Annotated in this window: 12 protein-coding genes and 1 pseudogene; 9 read left to right on the forward strand and 4 right to left on the reverse strand. The window is 63.3% G+C overall.

From position 1 onward, the window contains the following. The first annotated feature begins 186 nt into the window (after positions 1 to 186). The 8 genes from AC630_RS09790 to AC630_RS09825 all read left to right on the forward strand — a co-directional run bounded on the left by AC630_RS09790 (position 187) and on the right by AC630_RS09825 (position 9,717). Entirely contained in the window at positions 187 to 1,290 is a 1,104-nt protein-coding gene (locus tag AC630_RS09790; protein ID WP_074118337.1) for an NAD(P)/FAD-dependent oxidoreductase, read from the forward strand. A 250-nt stretch (positions 1,291 to 1,540) separates the two neighbouring features. Beyond that, positions 1,541 to 2,785 carry an ABC transporter substrate-binding protein gene (locus tag AC630_RS09795; protein ID WP_083636175.1) on the forward strand — a complete coding sequence of 415 codons (1,245 nt, stop codon included), beginning with the start codon at positions 1,541 to 1,543 and terminating at the stop codon, positions 2,783 to 2,785. Between the two features lie 102 nt (positions 2,786 to 2,887). Next, the gene (locus tag AC630_RS09800; protein WP_074118339.1) at positions 2,888 to 3,763 is read left to right on the forward strand and encodes a branched-chain amino acid ABC transporter permease; all 876 of its coding nucleotides are present in this window, start codon (positions 2,888 to 2,890) and stop codon (positions 3,761 to 3,763) included. Position 3,764: 1 nt separating this feature from the next. After that, positions 3,765 to 4,691: a branched-chain amino acid ABC transporter permease gene (locus AC630_RS09805; RefSeq protein ID WP_074118341.1), complete on the forward strand. Its 927-nt coding sequence runs from the start codon at positions 3,765 to 3,767 to the stop codon at positions 4,689 to 4,691. Continuing rightward, positions 4,691 to 6,172: an ATP-binding cassette domain-containing protein gene (locus AC630_RS09810; protein ID WP_074118342.1), complete on the forward strand. Its 1,482-nt coding sequence runs from the start codon at positions 4,691 to 4,693 to the stop codon at positions 6,170 to 6,172. Before AC630_RS09805 ends, AC630_RS09810 begins: the two co-directional genes overlap by 1 nt. Positions 6,173 to 6,213: 41 nt before the next feature. After that, positions 6,214 to 7,452 carry an ABC transporter substrate-binding protein gene (locus AC630_RS09815; protein ID WP_074118345.1) on the forward strand — a complete coding sequence of 413 codons (1,239 nt, stop codon included), beginning with the start codon at positions 6,214 to 6,216 and terminating at the stop codon, positions 7,450 to 7,452. 192 nt (positions 7,453 to 7,644) lie between these two features. Further along, on the forward strand, positions 7,645 to 8,955 hold the full coding sequence (locus AC630_RS09820; RefSeq protein ID WP_074118346.1) for an ABC transporter substrate-binding protein: 1,311 nt from the start codon (positions 7,645 to 7,647) through the stop codon (positions 8,953 to 8,955). Between the two features lie 573 nt (positions 8,956 to 9,528). Next, positions 9,529 to 9,717 (forward strand): hypothetical protein, encoded by a 189-nt coding sequence (locus tag AC630_RS09825; RefSeq protein ID WP_143197937.1) that lies wholly within the window; start codon positions 9,529 to 9,531, stop codon positions 9,715 to 9,717. A 180-nt stretch (positions 9,718 to 9,897) separates the two neighbouring features. Here the strand turns inward: AC630_RS09825 and AC630_RS09830 are convergent, their stop codons facing one another. From AC630_RS09830 to AC630_RS09840, 3 genes and pseudogenes are all read right to left on the reverse strand, one after another. Continuing rightward, a complete protein-coding gene (locus AC630_RS09830; RefSeq protein WP_074118349.1) occupies positions 9,898 to 11,067 on the reverse strand; it encodes a Gfo/Idh/MocA family protein in 1,170 nt (389 codons plus the stop codon). 48 nt (positions 11,068 to 11,115) lie between these two features. Next, positions 11,116 to 11,430, reverse strand: coding sequence for a septal ring lytic transglycosylase RlpA family protein (locus tag AC630_RS09835; RefSeq protein ID WP_074118350.1), 315 nt, complete (start codon positions 11,428 to 11,430; stop codon positions 11,116 to 11,118). A gap of 101 nt (positions 11,431 to 11,531) precedes the next feature. Beyond that, positions 11,532 to 12,378: pseudogene (locus AC630_RS09840) on the reverse strand (CmcJ/NvfI family oxidoreductase). 629 nt (positions 12,379 to 13,007) lie between these two features. Between AC630_RS09840 and AC630_RS09845 the strand changes: the two are divergent. After that, positions 13,008 to 13,988 (forward strand): ABC transporter substrate-binding protein, encoded by a 981-nt coding sequence (locus AC630_RS09845; protein WP_074118402.1) that lies wholly within the window; start codon positions 13,008 to 13,010, stop codon positions 13,986 to 13,988. Between the two features lie 201 nt (positions 13,989 to 14,189). Here the strand turns inward: AC630_RS09845 and AC630_RS09850 are convergent, their stop codons facing one another. Then, complete coding sequence (locus AC630_RS09850) at positions 14,190 to 14,642, reverse strand: hypothetical protein (protein WP_074118403.1); 453 nt, start codon at positions 14,640 to 14,642, stop codon at positions 14,190 to 14,192. Positions 14,643 to 14,875: the final 233 nt, after the last annotated feature.

Here is a 14,875-nt window from a genome sequence, read left to right on the forward strand (position 1 = left end):
GCAGTCCGGTACGCGATCCGGATGATCGCGGCGGCAATTGTATCAAAAGTGTGGCGCTGCTGCGCGCATCGTGCCGCGCGAAGGCTGAGACGGGGCAAGCCTGCGACGCGGCGCCGGCATGCCTCGCCGACGCCGAATTGTTTGGATAGCTCTCTCGATGCGCAAAAAGAATTCCAGGGAAGCCCCATGCGCGTCATCATCTGTGGCGGAGGCGTGATCGGCGCCTGCACCGCTTATTTCCTCCGCCGCCACGGCGTCGATGTCGTCGTGGTCGAACGGACCGAGGTGGCGGCTGCCGCCTCCGGCAAGGCCGGCGGCTTCCTGGCGCGCGACTGGTGCGCCGGCACGCCGCTCGATGCGCTGGCGCGGCGCAGTTTTGCGCTTCACGCGCAACTGTCCGGGCAGATCGCAGGCGATTGGGGCTATCGCCCGATGACGGCTTATAGCGGTTTCGTTGCCTCCGATGGCGATCCGCGCCGGGACGCGCCATGCGCGCTCGGCTGGCTTGCCAACGGCGTCGTCGTCGCGCAGCGCATCGGTACGACGGAGACGACTGCGATCGTTCATCCCCGCAAATTCACTTCGGCCGTGATGAACGCTGCACTCGCGCAAGGCGCCGAGCTTCGCGTTGGCCGCGTCACCAGCATCGTACGCGATGCGGATGGCACGACCACGAAAGGCGTCGAGATCGACGGCAACGTCATCGAGGCTGACGCCGTCGTGATCGCGATGGGACCTTGGTCGCTGCTCGCCGCGCAATGGATGACCCTGCCCGCTGTCTATGGCCAGCGCAGCCCAAGCATCGTGTACGAGACCGGCACCAATGTACCAGCCGATGCGTTGTTCCTGGAGTATGAGGGCGACGACGGCGCCGTGTCGATCGAAGTTTTCCCGCGAGCGGACGGCAGCACGCACATCACGGCACTCTCCGACATCGCGCCGCTGCCGATCGACCCTGCGGCCGTGACACCGGACACCGGCGCGATCGCGCGCCTGCAAGCCATGTCCGAGCGGCTGTCGCCGCTGTTCCGTCCCGAGAAGATCATCGCGCAGCAGGCCTGCTTCCGTCCGGTGACACAAGACGGCCTGCCGCTGATCGGCCGGGTGCCGCGGAGTGACGGCCTCTATGTTGCAACCGGACACAATGTCTGGGGCATCCTCAACGCGCCCGCGACGGGCGAGGCGCTGGCGCAACTGATCGCCGAGGGCGCAGCGCGCGACGTGGACCTCTCGCCATTCGATCCCGCCCGGCTCGAGCCGCTCGATCCATCGCTGCTGCAAGCGCATTGAAACTATTCGACGACATCGCTGTTCATCGATCGTGTCATTATGTGCTTGCGATACCCACGCATGCCCGCCGACCAGATTTGCATGCCTGCGCGCGAAACCGGTCCAGCACCTCTGCCCGCTATTTACGCAGCGGTAGACTTTAGTCCGGCTCTCACAATCCTGAACGCGGTTTCACTTGCCGAGAATGCCGTCGCCGTTATAGTCGCGCCCCAATAGCTCAAAAGAAGCTTGGTTCAAGGGAGAGAACAACATGAATAAGGCACTCTCTGGTGCACTGCGAATAGCGCTTGGTGCGGCCGCCACGGGCGCGGTGATGGCAGCGTCAGGCGCGGCACTTGCCGCCGATCCGATTCGAATCGGCGTGATCGCTGAAGCGCAGGCAATCGCCGGCGCTTCCATTCCGCAGGCGGCACAGCTCGCCGCCGACGAGATCAACGCCAAGGGCGGCGTCGACGGCCGCAAGATCGAGATCATCGGCTACGACAATCACTCCTCCTCGGCGGATTCGGTTCGCGCGTTCCAGCGCGCGGTGAACGAGGACAAGGTCAACGCGGTCATCGCCAGCTATATCAGCGAAGTGGTGCTGGCACTGGAGCCCTGGGCCTCGCGGCTGAAGACACCGTTCGTCACGCCGGGTGCAGCCTCCAACGAGATCAGCAAGAGCGTTCACGCCGACTACGAGAAGAACAAGTACACTTTCCACGGCTATCTGACGTCGGCCGCGCTGGCGCTCTCGGTCTGCGACGCCGCCAAGGACCTGCTCGTCGACAGGATGCACATGAAGTCGGCGGTCATCATGAGCGAGGACGCCGCCTGGACCAAGCCGCTCGACGTTGGCTACGAGGAATGCCTGCCCAAGATCGGGCTGAAGGTGCTCGACCATATCCGCTTCTCGCCTGATACGACCGACTTCACGCCGATCTTCAACAAGATCGAGGGGGCCAAGCCCGACGTGATCATCACCGGCATCTCCCATGTCGGCGTGCAGCCGACCGTGCAATGGAAGAACCAGCAGGTGCCGATCCCGATGTTCGGCATCTCCTCGCAGGCGACCAACGAGACCTTCGGCAAGGACACCAACCAGGCCGCCGAAGGCGTGCTCTACCAGGGCGTCTCCGGACCCGGCGTCGCGGTGACGCCGAAGTCGGTGCCGTTCGCCGAGAACTTCAAGAAGAAGTACGGCAACTTCCCGTCCTATGCCGGCTACACCGCCTATGACGAGGTCTACTACATCGCCGACGCGGTGAAGCGGGCCGGCTCGACCGACGCCGACAAGCTGGTCGATGCGCTCGAGAAGACCGACTGGGAAGGCACGATCGGCCGCGTCCAGTTCTACGGCAAGGATGATCCGTTCACCCACTCGATCAAATACGGCAAGGGTCTGATCACCGGGCTGATGCTGCAATGGCAGGACGGCAAGCAGATCGCAGTCTGGCCCAAGGACGTCGCGAAGGTCGACGTCAAGTTCCCGAGCTTCATCAAGCTCAGCAACTAGCCGGAACAGCTCCCGGGACCACCTCCCGGGAGCTACCACATGCGGCTCCCCGCAGCACCTTTCCTCAAAGCGGCAGCGTGGCTGCCACCCGGCCAATCATAGATGCGAGCTTTCCAGATTCTGATCGATGGCTTTGCCATCAGCGCTCTCTACGCTCTCGGTGCCACCGGCTTCACTCTGATCTTCGGCGTCTCCGGCGTGCTCAATCTCTCCCACGGTGCCATCATGGTGGCGGCAGCGGTGGCGGCCTGGGCCGCCGCCAGCATCCTCGGTGTCGGCACCTATGCCGGCGCGCTGATCGGGGTCGCCGTCGCCCTCCTCACCGCCTTCGCCACCTATTTCGCGGTCGTGAAACCGATCCAGGATTCGCGACGCATCCCCAATGAGGAGAAGGAGATCTTCGTCCTCACCGGCACGCTGCTCTGGGGTATCATGATCCAGGAGCTGATCGCCTATTTCTTCACCAACAACGCCAAGACGGTGTTGCCGATCGTCGAGGGCGTGGTCGAGATCCTCGGCGTCCGCACGCCGAAGAACGAGATCTTCACCGCCATCGTATGCTGCCTCGTGATTGCACTGCTCTGGCTACTGGTGAACCGCACCCGCACCGGCAAGGCCGTGCTGGCGGCCTCGATGAACCCGCGCGGCGTCACCCTGCTGGGACTCGAGCTCACCAACATCTACATCGTGGTGTGGGCGATCTATGGCATCCTCGCCGGCATCGCCGGCGTGCTGCTCGGAATGTTCCTGGGGGTCAGCTCCTACAGCGTCGGCCCACTGACCGCGAGTGCCTTCTCGATCGTCGTGCTCGGCGGGCTCGGTAGTGTCTCCGGCTCGCTGATCGCGGCCTTCGTGGTCGGCTATCTCGAAACCCTCACGGCCTACCTGGTCTCGCCGGCCTACCGCACGATCCCGGCGCTGCTGCTGCTCGTGTTCGTGATGTACATCCGGCCCCAGGGCCTTCTGGGGAGGCGCTGAGATGTCCACCTTCTTCACCTCGCGCCTGTTCTTCGTCTCGCTGGCGCTCGTCATCATCGCGGCGACGCTGCCGCTCTACGTCTCCGGCTATGTGCTCGGCCTCCTGACCGTCGCGTTCTATTTCGGCGTGTTCGCAATGGCCTGGGACCTCTTGTTCGGCTTCGCGGGCGAAGTGAATTTCGGCCCGACCTTCCTGATCGGCGTCGGCGCCTACACCGCCGGCATCCTCAACAACCAGTTCGGCTGGTCGGTCTATCTCTGCATCCTGCTCGGCGCTCTCGCCTCGGTCATCGCCGGGCTCGTGCTGGCGCTGCCGGCACTGCGGGTACGCGGGCCGTATTTCGGCCTGACGACGCTGGTCGCGGTCCTGATGCTGCAGAATTTCATCGTGGTGTTCGCCGATCTCACCGGCGGCGAGATCGGCCTCACCATCCCCGACGTCATCACCATCAACGCCGGCGCCAACTACTGGATCGCGCTCGGCTTCATGACGATTTCGGCAGCCATCCTCTACGGCCTGTCGCAATCGCCGATTGGCCTCGTGCTGCAGGCGAGCGGCCAGGATCCGGTGCAGGCCGGCGCGCTCGGCTTCAATATCGTCAAGCACAAGCTCGCCGCCTTCGTCGTCAGCGCGTTCTTCTCCGGGCTATCAGGCGGGCTGCTGGTATTCTACTTCGGCACCGCCTCGGTCGGCACCGTCGTCGACGTCGCCGTCGGCGTGAACGTCATCGTCTCGGCCGTGCTCGGCGGCCGACGTACCGTGCTTGGCGCTGCGCTGGGCGCGATCTTCCTGATCGTGGCTGGCGAGTTCTTAAGGCCGACCGGCGAGCTCGCGACCTTCATCGTCTCGGCGGTCGCCCTCCTCGTCGTGCTGTTCTTCCCCGGCGGCTTCCTCGGAGCGGCCCTCTCGCGCGAGGCTCGCTCGTAATGGACCAGAGGCTTTCAAATCGCCCCGTGCTCGAGGTCCGCGGCCTGACAAAACGCTTCGGCGGCTTGACCGCCGTCAAGAACCTCGGCTTCGAGGTCAATAGCGGCGAGATCTTCGGTCTGATCGGGCCGAACGGTTCGGGCAAGTCGACCGCAATGAAGAGCGTGATGGGCATCGAGCGCCCGACCGCAGGCGAAGTGGTCTTCGAGGGCGAGAACGTCGCCGGTCTTCCCGCGCACAAGATCGCGCGAAAGGGCTTTGGCATGGTGTTCCAGCACTCGCGGCCGCTCAACCGGCAGACCGTGCTGGAAAACATCATGGTCGCGCTGCTGCCGGACAGCCTGTTCATGCTGTTCCCGGACAAGGCGCTGGTCGAGCGCGCCAAGTGGATTGCCGATCGCGTCGGGCTCGGTGCCGTGATGAACCGCCGCCCGCCGACGCTGCCCTTCGCCGATCTGCGCCGGCTCGAGCTTGCGAAAGCGATCGCGCGCGATCCGAAGGTCGTGCTGGTGGACGAGCCCTTCGCCGGGCTCACGCGAGCGGAGGTCGATGTTTTCTCCGACCTGATCCGCAGTTTTCGCGACGAGGGCCGCGCCGTCATGCTGGTCGACCACAACGTCAAGAGCGTCGCGGCGCTGGTTGATCGCGTGCTCGCGATGTATCTCGGCGAGGAGATCGTCACCGGCAAGGCTGACGACGTCATGAAGAACGAGACCGTGCGCCGGGTCTATCTCGGCGGCGCGATCGAGACTCATGCGCGACCCGAGACCAGCTTCAAGGACAAGGTGCCGCTGCTCCAGGTCGAGAATGTCAGCGTGTTTTATGGCAAGGCCCAGGCGCTGGAGAACGTCTCGATCCACGTCCACGAGGGCGAGTTCGTCTCCATCGTAGGCCTCAACGGCGCCGGCAAGACCACGCTGTTCAACACGATCTCGGGCTTCCTGCCTTATACCGGCGAGATCGTGCGCGGCGGCGGCAGACTGCGCGGCACGAGCCCGGCGAAGATCGCGCGCAGCGGTCTCGTGCAGTGCCCGGAATCGCGCGAGCTGTTCGGCGAGATGTCGGTGCGCGAAAACCTCGATCTCGGCGGCCAGCACCTCGCCGACGAGAAGCGCGCCGCGCAGCTTGCCTGGCTGTTCGAGTTGTTCCCGATCCTCAAGGAACGCCAGGGCCAACTGGCGCAGACCCTGTCGGGCGGCGAGCAGCAGATGCTCGCAATCGGCCGCGCGCTGATGATGCAGCCGCAGATCCTGATCCTCGACGAGCCGACGCTGGGCCTCGCCCCCGTCATCCTCGAACAATTGTCCAAGGCGCTGGGGAAGCTGCGACAGACGACCTCGATCACGGTGCTGCTCGGCGAGCAGAACGTGACCTTCGCGCTGCCTCATGCCGACCGCGTCTACGTACTCGAGCATGCCCGGATCGTCTGGGAAGGCGACCCGGGCCGCTTCGCCGCGGAAGCCGGCGCCGACTTTCTCTAGTCCTCGCGTATCAACAACAAAACAAGCAAAGGGAAACGACCATGCGATCATCGACGATTCTCGGCAGCAGCTTCCTCGCCTCCGCGCTGGCGCTGTGCCTCGCCGCGCCCGCCTACGCGCAGTCGAACGATCCGATCAAGATCGGAGTCATCGCCGAGGTGCAGTCGATCGCAGGTGCCGCGACCCCGGGCGGCGCGCAGATCGCCGCCGATGAGATCAACGCCAAGGGCGGCGTGCTCGGCCGCAAGATCGAGATCGTCACCTATGACAACAAAAGCTCGTCCGCGGATTCCGTGCGCGCCTTCCAGCGCGCGGTGAGCGAGGACAAGGTCTCCGCCGTGATCGCGAGCTACATCAGCGAGGTCGTGCTGGCGCTCGAGCCCTGGGCCGCACGGCTGAAAATGCCGCTGATCACGCCCGGCGCCGCCTCTAACGAGATCACTAAGGCCATTCACAACGACTATGAGAAGAACAAGTACACCTTCCACGGCTATCTGACCTCGGCCGCGCAAGCGCAGCTCGTCTGCGACGCCGCCAAGGATCTTCTCGTCGACAAGCTCAAGTTCAAGACGGTCGCGATCATGAGCGAGGACGCGGCCTGGACCAAGCCGCTCGACGTCGGCTACGAGGCCTGTCTGCCCAAGGCCGGCCTGAAGGTCGTCGAGCACGTGCGCTTCTCGCCCGACACCACCGACTTCACGCCGATCTTCAACAACATCGAGAGCAAGAAGCCGGACGTGATCGTGACCGGCATCTCGCATGTCGGCGTGCAGCCGACGGTGCAGTGGAAGAACCAGCAGGTTCCGATCCCGATGTTCGGCATCAGCGCGCAGGCGCTGAGCCCGACCTTCTGGAAGGACACCAACGGTGCCGCCGACGGCGTGCCCTCGCTGGCGGTTGCGACCCCCGATGTCGCCGTGACCTCGAAGACGAAGCCGTTCGCGGCCGCTTTCAAGGCCAAGTTCGGCACGCCGCCGGCCTACACCGGCTACACCGCCTATGACGAGGTCTACATCATCTCCGAAGCGATCAAGCGCGCAGGCTCGACCGATCCCGACAAGATGGTCACTGAACTGGAGAAGACCGACTTCGAGGGCACGATCGGCCAGATCAAGTTCTACGGCAAGGACGACGAGTTCACCCACGGCCTCAAGTCCGGGCCCGGCGCCGTGACCGGCCTCGTCTTCCAGTGGCAGGACAGTAAGCAGATCGTGGTCTGGCCCGAGAAGATCGCCGAAGGCAAGATGAAGTTTCCGAACTTTGTGAAGCTGTCGCAGTAATCGGCTCACGCCGGCATCAAGCCCATCGCTCCGCAAGGAGCGGTGGGCTTTCTCTTTGTCTCTCGCAGATGCGTAGGGCCGCGGCCGGCGCGTATCGACCTTGGGCGATGTTGACTTTCCGCTTTCCCGCTCCCCATACTTCGCAAAAGGAATAACAAGACCAATCACACGACGGTTTTGAGGGAGGATAGGATGCCGACTTCACGCAGGCAGCTGCTGAAGACTTCGGCGGCTGCCGCCGCCGCACTCAGCCTCGATTGGACACGGGCCCAGGCGCAAGCCGAGACATTGCGCATCGGCGTGATCTACGACCTCACCGGTCCCTTTGCCGCCGGCGGCTCGGTTGCCTCCTCGGTCGGCGCGCAGATCGCCATCGATCTCGTCAACGAGAAGGGCGGCGTCAGTGGCAAGACCAGGATCGTGCCTGTTGCCGCCGACTCCCAGAGCAAGGCCGATGTGGCGATCAACGAGGCCGAACGGCTGATCAGCCAGGAAAAGATCGACATCATCAACGGCGTTTATTCCAGCGCGCACGCGGTGCCGATGGCGGCGAAGGTCGAGCAGCAGAAGAAGATCCTCTGGATCACGACTGCCGTCTCCACCGCCGTGTTCAAGGACAAGAACCTGCAATACGTGTTTCGCGCGCAGATCCACTCGGATCAGTATGGCCAGGCCTTTGCCGGCTTCTTGAGCGAGCACGCCAAGGCGAAGCTCGGCATGGATCCGAAGGACGTCAAGATCGCGCTGATCCACGAGGACGGTCCTTACGGCGTCGGTGTCGCCGCTGCGGACGAGGCCTATGCCAAGGAGGCCGGGCTTCAGGTCGTGCTGAAGGAGGGCTATTCGGCCTCGGCCCCGGATCTGTCGGTGCTGGTCACAAAAATCAAGCGTGCCAAGGCCGACGTGATCTCGCATGCCGGCTACAACCCCGACATCACCCTGTTCCTGCGCCAGGCGCGAGAAAGCGGCTTGCGCTTCAAGATGCTGTTCGGCGCGGGGGCCGGCTATAGCCAGCTCGACAAGCTGCGCGCGACCTTCGGCGCCGACATCGACAATTTCTGCAACATCGATCCGGTGCCGGCGCAGCTGCTGGACCCGGCAAAGCTCGCACCGGGCATCGGCGATCTCATCAAGACCATGGTCGCCCGCTACCAGGCCAAGACCGGCGCCACCGACGTGCCGCCGCACTGCTCGATGGGCTTCAACCAGACCTGGGTGCTGCTCAACAATGTGCTGCCAGTCGCCAAGGAAAAGTACGGCAGCTTCGAACCCGAGGCTATTCGGAAAGCGGCGCTCGATGTCGACATCCCGGCCGGCGGCACCATCCAGGGCTACGGCGTGAAATTCTTCCCACCGGGCACGCCGCTCTCGGGCCAGAACGAGCGCTCGACCCCGGTCGTGATGCAGAACGCCGGCGAGCACATCTCGGTGGTGTGGCCGACGAACATTCGCACGCAGGACCCGGTGTTCCCGCTGCCGAAGGGATCGACTTACGGGACATAGATTGACGGCTAAGCACGCTGGCAGCTTGCCTTCTGCTGTGGGGAGAGGGTGGCTCGCCGCAAATCGGCGAGACGAGTGAAGGGTTGTCTCCGCAAGTACTGTTCTCGATATCCGCTCGCGGAGACAGCCTGCTCATCCGTCGCCATAGCCGATGCAAACCATCGTCGTTCCTGAGAACGGCGGCCGGAGGCCGCCTGCGCCACAGCGTGCATTTGGCACTCAGCGCGGCACCACGCTCTACAACACCCCTAATCGCGCTGGCGGCGTTGCAGGCGATTGTACTTGCATCCAGAAGTAAGTTGTTTCGCTTTGTAGTTGGATTTTTGACCACACGGCAGCGCGCTCAGGTTGTTCGACGAAGTTTTACTGAAACAGAAAACCGCTACAAGTGTGATCTAGGTAATTTTGCCTGTTCCGTTTTCTTTGTACATACAGGCCAGTCAGCCAATCGCGTTTGAGCTTTGGCGCAGTCTGCCGACAGGCTCCCATAGAGGAGCCCAAGGCTCTCAATGAAGAGCCTTCGAGCAGGGACCTTGAAATTTCAGATCGTGATTTTCAACGATGGGGGTGAGGATGCCCGCCATATTTGACTTGCTCTATCGCGAATATTGCCGCGCCCGCCTTGCAGAAATGCGCAAACAGCTTCTGCTCACGGGTAAGCATCCCGAACTCTTTCAGGCGGATTACGATCCTGCTGATCCGAATAGCGTTGGCGGGAAGGACACTCAAGACGAAATCGAATCGAAGCGCGCCCCGAAATAGGAGCCACCCTCGCGGCAACAGAAATCAGGAAAGGACATTAACTCAGGAGGCAACATTGAACACACCCGAATTCTATACTGCGTCGATTGCCTGCGTCTCGTGTATGACCATTGTTGTTTTGATGGCTATCGGGGCCTGGTAAGTGGCGGCATCGCCAGTCAGCAAGCGCGTGGCGGCGTCCTACAGCACCACCCGCCGCCCCTCCTCCGCCGCCCAATAGCCGGCGTAATTCACCTTGATCGTCTCGTACGCCAGCGCAAGATCTGACAGCGGCTGTCGTCCGCTCGCGGCGCATTCCATGAAATCCTGAATCTCCTGCAGATAGCCGCGCGTCCATTCCTCCTCGAGGCAGACATATTGCCAGCCGGTTTTACGATCGACCTTTTCAGTGATGTAAACAGAGGCGAGCTTCTCTTCGCTGGTCTGGTAGCTCATCAGATGCGTGTTCGGCGTGATGTTGGCGAACAGGGAGCCGCCGCTCGTGTAGGTCTCGATCAGGTTGCGCACACCGCCCATGATCATGTCTCCGGAGAACACGGTGGCCTTGGTGCCGTCGGAGAACGTGGCGGTGAGCGTGCCCCAGTCCTCGACATCAACAGGGTTGGCCTTGATGTAGGTGCGCTCCTCCGGCTTGAGGCTGGCTGTGACGTTGCCGACATCGCCGGTGACGCTGGCGACGCGGATGGTCTCGCCACGCGCTTTCGCCTCGACCTGCTTGAGATAGAGCACAGCCGAGAGTGGATGACAGCCCATGCGGATCAACGAGCCGCCGCCGGTCATCGCCCATTGCGCGGCATGCGCCGCGTGTGAGCCGGAATGACTCTCCTCGCCCTTCATGAACAGGATCTTGTCCTTGGTCGCCTTGATGATCTCAGCCATCTTGGTTACCGCAGGCGCGTAGATCCAGTCCTCGGCATACATGAAGAGTTTTCCGGTGCGCTCGATCGCGGCACGGGTCTGGTCCATCTCCTCCAGCACGCGCTCATACATCAGCGCCTTCGGTACATGCCTGCCGATCGGCTGCCTATCGCCCTCGCGGCCGAAATAGCCGGCGAACGGCTTTTCGCAGATGACATGCTTGCCGGCCTGCATGCTGGCTACAATCATCTCGGCATGGAGATTGGGCGGCGTGCAGATGTCGACGACATCGAGCTCGCGGTCCGCGATCAGTTCGGCAAAGCTCCGATAGGCGCGTGGGATCCGGTGACGACCGGCGAAATCAACGACATGGTCGCCGCGGGCGGCCACGGCGGCAACCTCGACATCTACGCCATAGACGCGCCGGAACGCATACATATGCAGCTCCGACACGAAGCCGCAGCCCACAAGTCCCACCCTGATCCGCGCCATAGCGCCCCCTCACCCTTGCTTTGGGGGCACTATAGCGCGCTGTCAGGCCTATTGCACCGAGACCCGCACCACGCCGGCGCTCATCATGCCGAGCGCACGGGCGGCCGGCACCGAGAGGTCGACGATACGGCCGCGAATGAAGGGGCCGCGATCGTTGACGCGGCACTGGATGGTGCGGCCGCTATAGGACACGCTGAGCACGCTGCCGAATGGGCGCGTGCGGTGCGCGCAAGTCAACTCGCTGCTCCTGCCGGCTTTTCCGTACCCGTAGTAGGAGGCAAGCCCGCTCTCGGCATGTGCAACAGAAAGAGCTGAAAGCGAAAAAGTGAACAGGCAAAGCAATAACGTCGTTTGCGCGCGCACGGCATCGCTCCGGGTTGGCCCCACCCGGCGCTGCAACGTCGGCTTGTTTCGATAAGTTCCCGGAACTGCCGGGTGGCGCCCGGCAGTTCCATCAAAGATTGTTACTGTTTGTGAAAGACGAGGGTCCGGACTTCGATGCTCTCGCGCGGGACTGCGTCGGCCGGCGTAGTCGGATCGACGAAAGCCGTGTGCGGCCCGAAGCGCGTGCGGCCGTCGGTTGCGGAATCATAGCACTTGAGCAGCAACGCTTCGTCCGGCGTCATCTCCGGGAAATAGAACCAGCGGTGGTTCGGATTGTATTTCACCGAATAGGTCTCGCCGCGGCGGTTGGGATAGATCAGGTCGGAGGCAACGAGATCATCAGCCGCTACCGTCGTGCCGTCAACCATCGCCAGCGGTGAATCGCGGAGCGGGCCGCGGATCGGCCGCCACAGATTGATTACCTGCACACGCCCCCCTGAGCAGCTCGTCGGCTTCAGCAGGCAGGTGCTCACGCACCCGGTTTGCGCCGGAGGCGGCGGTCTGGTCCACATGGACGCGCGTTGCCGGCTGACGCGGCCCGCCACCGCGGATATCCGCAGCACCTTCGACACGCTTGCGTACAGTATGGTCGAAGATGAAGACGCGGTCGGCCTTCAGCGTCGCGCGCAGGAACGCTTCGACTGCGGGATAGTAGACCGCCCTCACCTCCTCGTCGTTGTAGAAATCCTTCACCTGCGTCGGATGGCGGACCAGCGCAAAGCCCTCGCGATCGAGCGTGACGTTTTGAGCAATCAGGCGCGCATCGAAGATCGGGACCTGGTGCGGCTCCGGCAGCGACGTGCTCTTGGGCTCGCCCGGCGGCGGATCGAAGGCGTAGGTGCGGGGCTTGCCCGAAACCGGCGCGAGGTAGTTGAGTTCGGCAGTGACGAAGGGAAGCGATTCGATTTTTGTTTCTTGCAGGCCCATGGCCGGTCCCCCGATGTGATCGTCTGTGTGATTTCTGACGGGATGCAGCGCGCTGCAAGGGAGGAGATGCAAATAGCAATGCGATTGTTGTCGAACGCAGGAAATGCAGAAGGATCGTTTCGGAAATGACGACCGGATTGGAAGGCGTTCTCCTCTCCTCACGAGCGCTTGAGGAGTTCGTGCCGTTTCTGGCTGCTCTGTCGTCATTCCGGGGCGCCCGAAGGGCGAACCCGGAATCCATCGGGCCGCAGTGTCTGCGGATGAATGGATTCCGGGTTCACGACTTCGTCGCGCCCCGGAATGACAGCGGCATATGGGCCGAGGCCCATTTGTCGCGAACAGTCTGCGCGGCATGGGTCCCGGCTCTGCGGAGCAGCGTTGCACGCTGCACCGCGTCCGGGACACGGGAGACGCGACTACAGCCCTGCAATCGCATCCGCGAATTCATGCATCTTTCCAGCGCGCGCACGCTGCCTTCTCACGCGAGACGTTTCAATGAAACGTCCTTGCTTGATGCATGCGCAATACGGATGGCCATTTCATTGACTGCGTATTGCGCGGTCATAGACTTGATTGTCTCGCTGCATCGTTCGCTCACGCGTCGTGAGCAAAGCAACAAGACAGGCCACATGAGCATCAATTCCCACGACCATCCCATCACGCGTCGGCTCGCGCTATCGCTGTTCGCCGCCGTCATCACGTTGTCGACGACGGCCGCATCATTCGCGGCGGAAACGGCCGTGCTGCGCGTCGGCGACCAGAAAGGCGGCAACCGCTCGCTGCTCGAAATCTCCGGCTACGCGAAAGACCTGCCCTACAAGATCGAGTGGTCGGAATTTCCCGCGGCTGCGCCGATCCTCGAAGCGCTCAACGCCGGCGCGCTCGACGTCGGCTACACCGGAGACCTCTCCTTCCTCTCGGTCTATGCCGCCGGCGCGCCGATCAAGGCGATCGGCGGCACCAGGTCGGATGCCAAGACGCAGGCCATCCTCGTGCGCCAGGATTCGCCGATCAAGTCGGCGGCCGACCTCAAGGGAAAACGCCTCGCCGGCACACGTGGCGGCTGGGGCCAGTTCCTGATCGACGCGACGCTGGAGAAGGCGCAGATCAGGCTGGAGGATGCGACCTTCGCGCCGCTCGGTCCCGTCGATGCCAAGATCGCGCTGGTCGCGGGCTCGATCGACGCCTGGGCGGTATGGGAGCCCTACGTCTCGTTCGCGACGCTGAAGGACAAGGCCCGCGTGATCGCCGACGGCGAAGGCCTGACACCGACCATCACCTTCATCGTCGCCTCCGACAACGCCATCGCCACCAAGCGCGCGGCGGTGCAGGACTTCGTGCAGCGGCTGAACAAGGCGCGGCTGTGGTCGCTGGATCACCTCGGCGAGTACGCCAGGAGCACGGCCGAGCTGACCAAGCTGCCCGAAGACGTGCTGCTGTCGGCCTACACCGCGCAGCGCACCAGCCCGATCGTGATCGACGAGAACGTGGTGAAGGAGGTGCAGGAGGCGTCCGACCGCTCCACGCGCTACGGCATCCTGCCGAAGAAGCTCGACGTGAGCCAAGCCGTGGACCGCAGCTTCACGGCCGCGGCCGCAGGATCGAACTAGGCGGAGGCGGCAAGATGCGCGGGCTTCGTCTCAAGGCCGGCCCACTGCATCTCGCCGCGATCGTGCTCGCGCATCTGGCCTGCATGAGCCTGCTCGTGTGGCTGTCGCTCTAGAGCATGATCCGGACCCGCAGGGCCGCGTTAGCGCAAAGTGCGCAGCGGTTTTCCGAAAAGATCATGCTCAAAGCTAAGTCGCGAGCGCTCACCAATATCCGCCGTATTCGTAATAGGGGCGCTGATAGACCTGGTACGGCCGGCCATAGCCATAGCCGTAATAGGGTCGATAAGGCCGATAGTATCTCGGATAGGCGTAGGCAGGCCCATAGCTGTAATAGGCGGGCGCATAACCATAGCCGTAACCCGGCCCCGGATATCCATAGCCGCCGTAATACGGGCCGCCGCCATAATAGCCATAGGGTGCGCTGCTCGCGATAGCACCGCCGATGATCGCAGCAGCCGCGAAGCCGCCGAGGCCCCATCCCCAACCGCCGCCCCAGCCTCTGCCGCGCCATTGCACTTGGGTGACATCATCGCCCGATGCGGCCTTCATGGTCGCGACATTGGTTGGAAGCGGAGCCGCCGCGGCCTGCTCCAATTGACCGGCCATCACCGCGCCCACCAGCGAACAGGCAATTGCCATTTTCCACATACTCATGGTCTCCTCCCTGTCTGACGTTTTCACCTGGAAGAGGATTGCGGGCGCATGATCGGACATCCTTGCGCCAGGTCAAAGCCCCAATTTGCGTGCGACGCACAAGAGAGCCGCGCATGCCTGGATTGCGGTTTGCCCGGCGCCGGCACGCCGTGCGGATATGACACCGGTGCGACGAAGCCCGAGGCCACCTCAAGGCCACAGACCACCGCAAAGCATTAAGCTTCCCGCGCGGT

The organism is Bradyrhizobium sp. AS23.2 (assembly GCF_001908185.1).
In the GTDB taxonomy this organism is placed as follows: domain Bacteria; phylum Pseudomonadota; class Alphaproteobacteria; order Rhizobiales; family Xanthobacteraceae; genus Bradyrhizobium.

What these genes read in the sequence shown, in the direction of transcription:
- AC630_RS09815 (WP_074118345.1), top strand. Translation starts at nt 6,214, where the DNA reads ATGCGATCATCGACGATTCTCGGCAGCAGCTTCCTCGCCTCCGCGCTG.
- AC630_RS09850 (WP_074118403.1), bottom strand. Translation starts at nt 14,642, where the DNA reads ATGAGTATGTGGAAAATGGCAATTGCCTGTTCGCTGGTGGGCGCGGTG.
- AC630_RS09795 (WP_083636175.1), top strand. Translation starts at nt 1,541, where the DNA reads ATGAATAAGGCACTCTCTGGTGCACTGCGAATAGCGCTTGGTGCGGCC.
- AC630_RS09820 (WP_074118346.1), top strand. Translation starts at nt 7,645, where the DNA reads ATGCCGACTTCACGCAGGCAGCTGCTGAAGACTTCGGCGGCTGCCGCC.
- AC630_RS09800 (WP_074118339.1), top strand. Translation starts at nt 2,888, where the DNA reads ATGCGAGCTTTCCAGATTCTGATCGATGGCTTTGCCATCAGCGCTCTC.
- AC630_RS09805 (WP_074118341.1), top strand. Translation starts at nt 3,765, where the DNA reads ATGTCCACCTTCTTCACCTCGCGCCTGTTCTTCGTCTCGCTGGCGCTC.
- AC630_RS09825 (WP_143197937.1), top strand. Translation starts at nt 9,529, where the DNA reads ATGCCCGCCATATTTGACTTGCTCTATCGCGAATATTGCCGCGCCCGC.
- AC630_RS09810 (WP_074118342.1), top strand. Translation starts at nt 4,691, where the DNA reads ATGGACCAGAGGCTTTCAAATCGCCCCGTGCTCGAGGTCCGCGGCCTG.
- AC630_RS09830 (WP_074118349.1), bottom strand. Translation starts at nt 11,067, where the DNA reads ATGGCGCGGATCAGGGTGGGACTTGTGGGCTGCGGCTTCGTGTCGGAG.
- AC630_RS09790 (WP_074118337.1), top strand. Translation starts at nt 187, where the DNA reads ATGCGCGTCATCATCTGTGGCGGAGGCGTGATCGGCGCCTGCACCGCT.
- AC630_RS09845 (WP_074118402.1), top strand. Translation starts at nt 13,008, where the DNA reads ATGAGCATCAATTCCCACGACCATCCCATCACGCGTCGGCTCGCGCTA.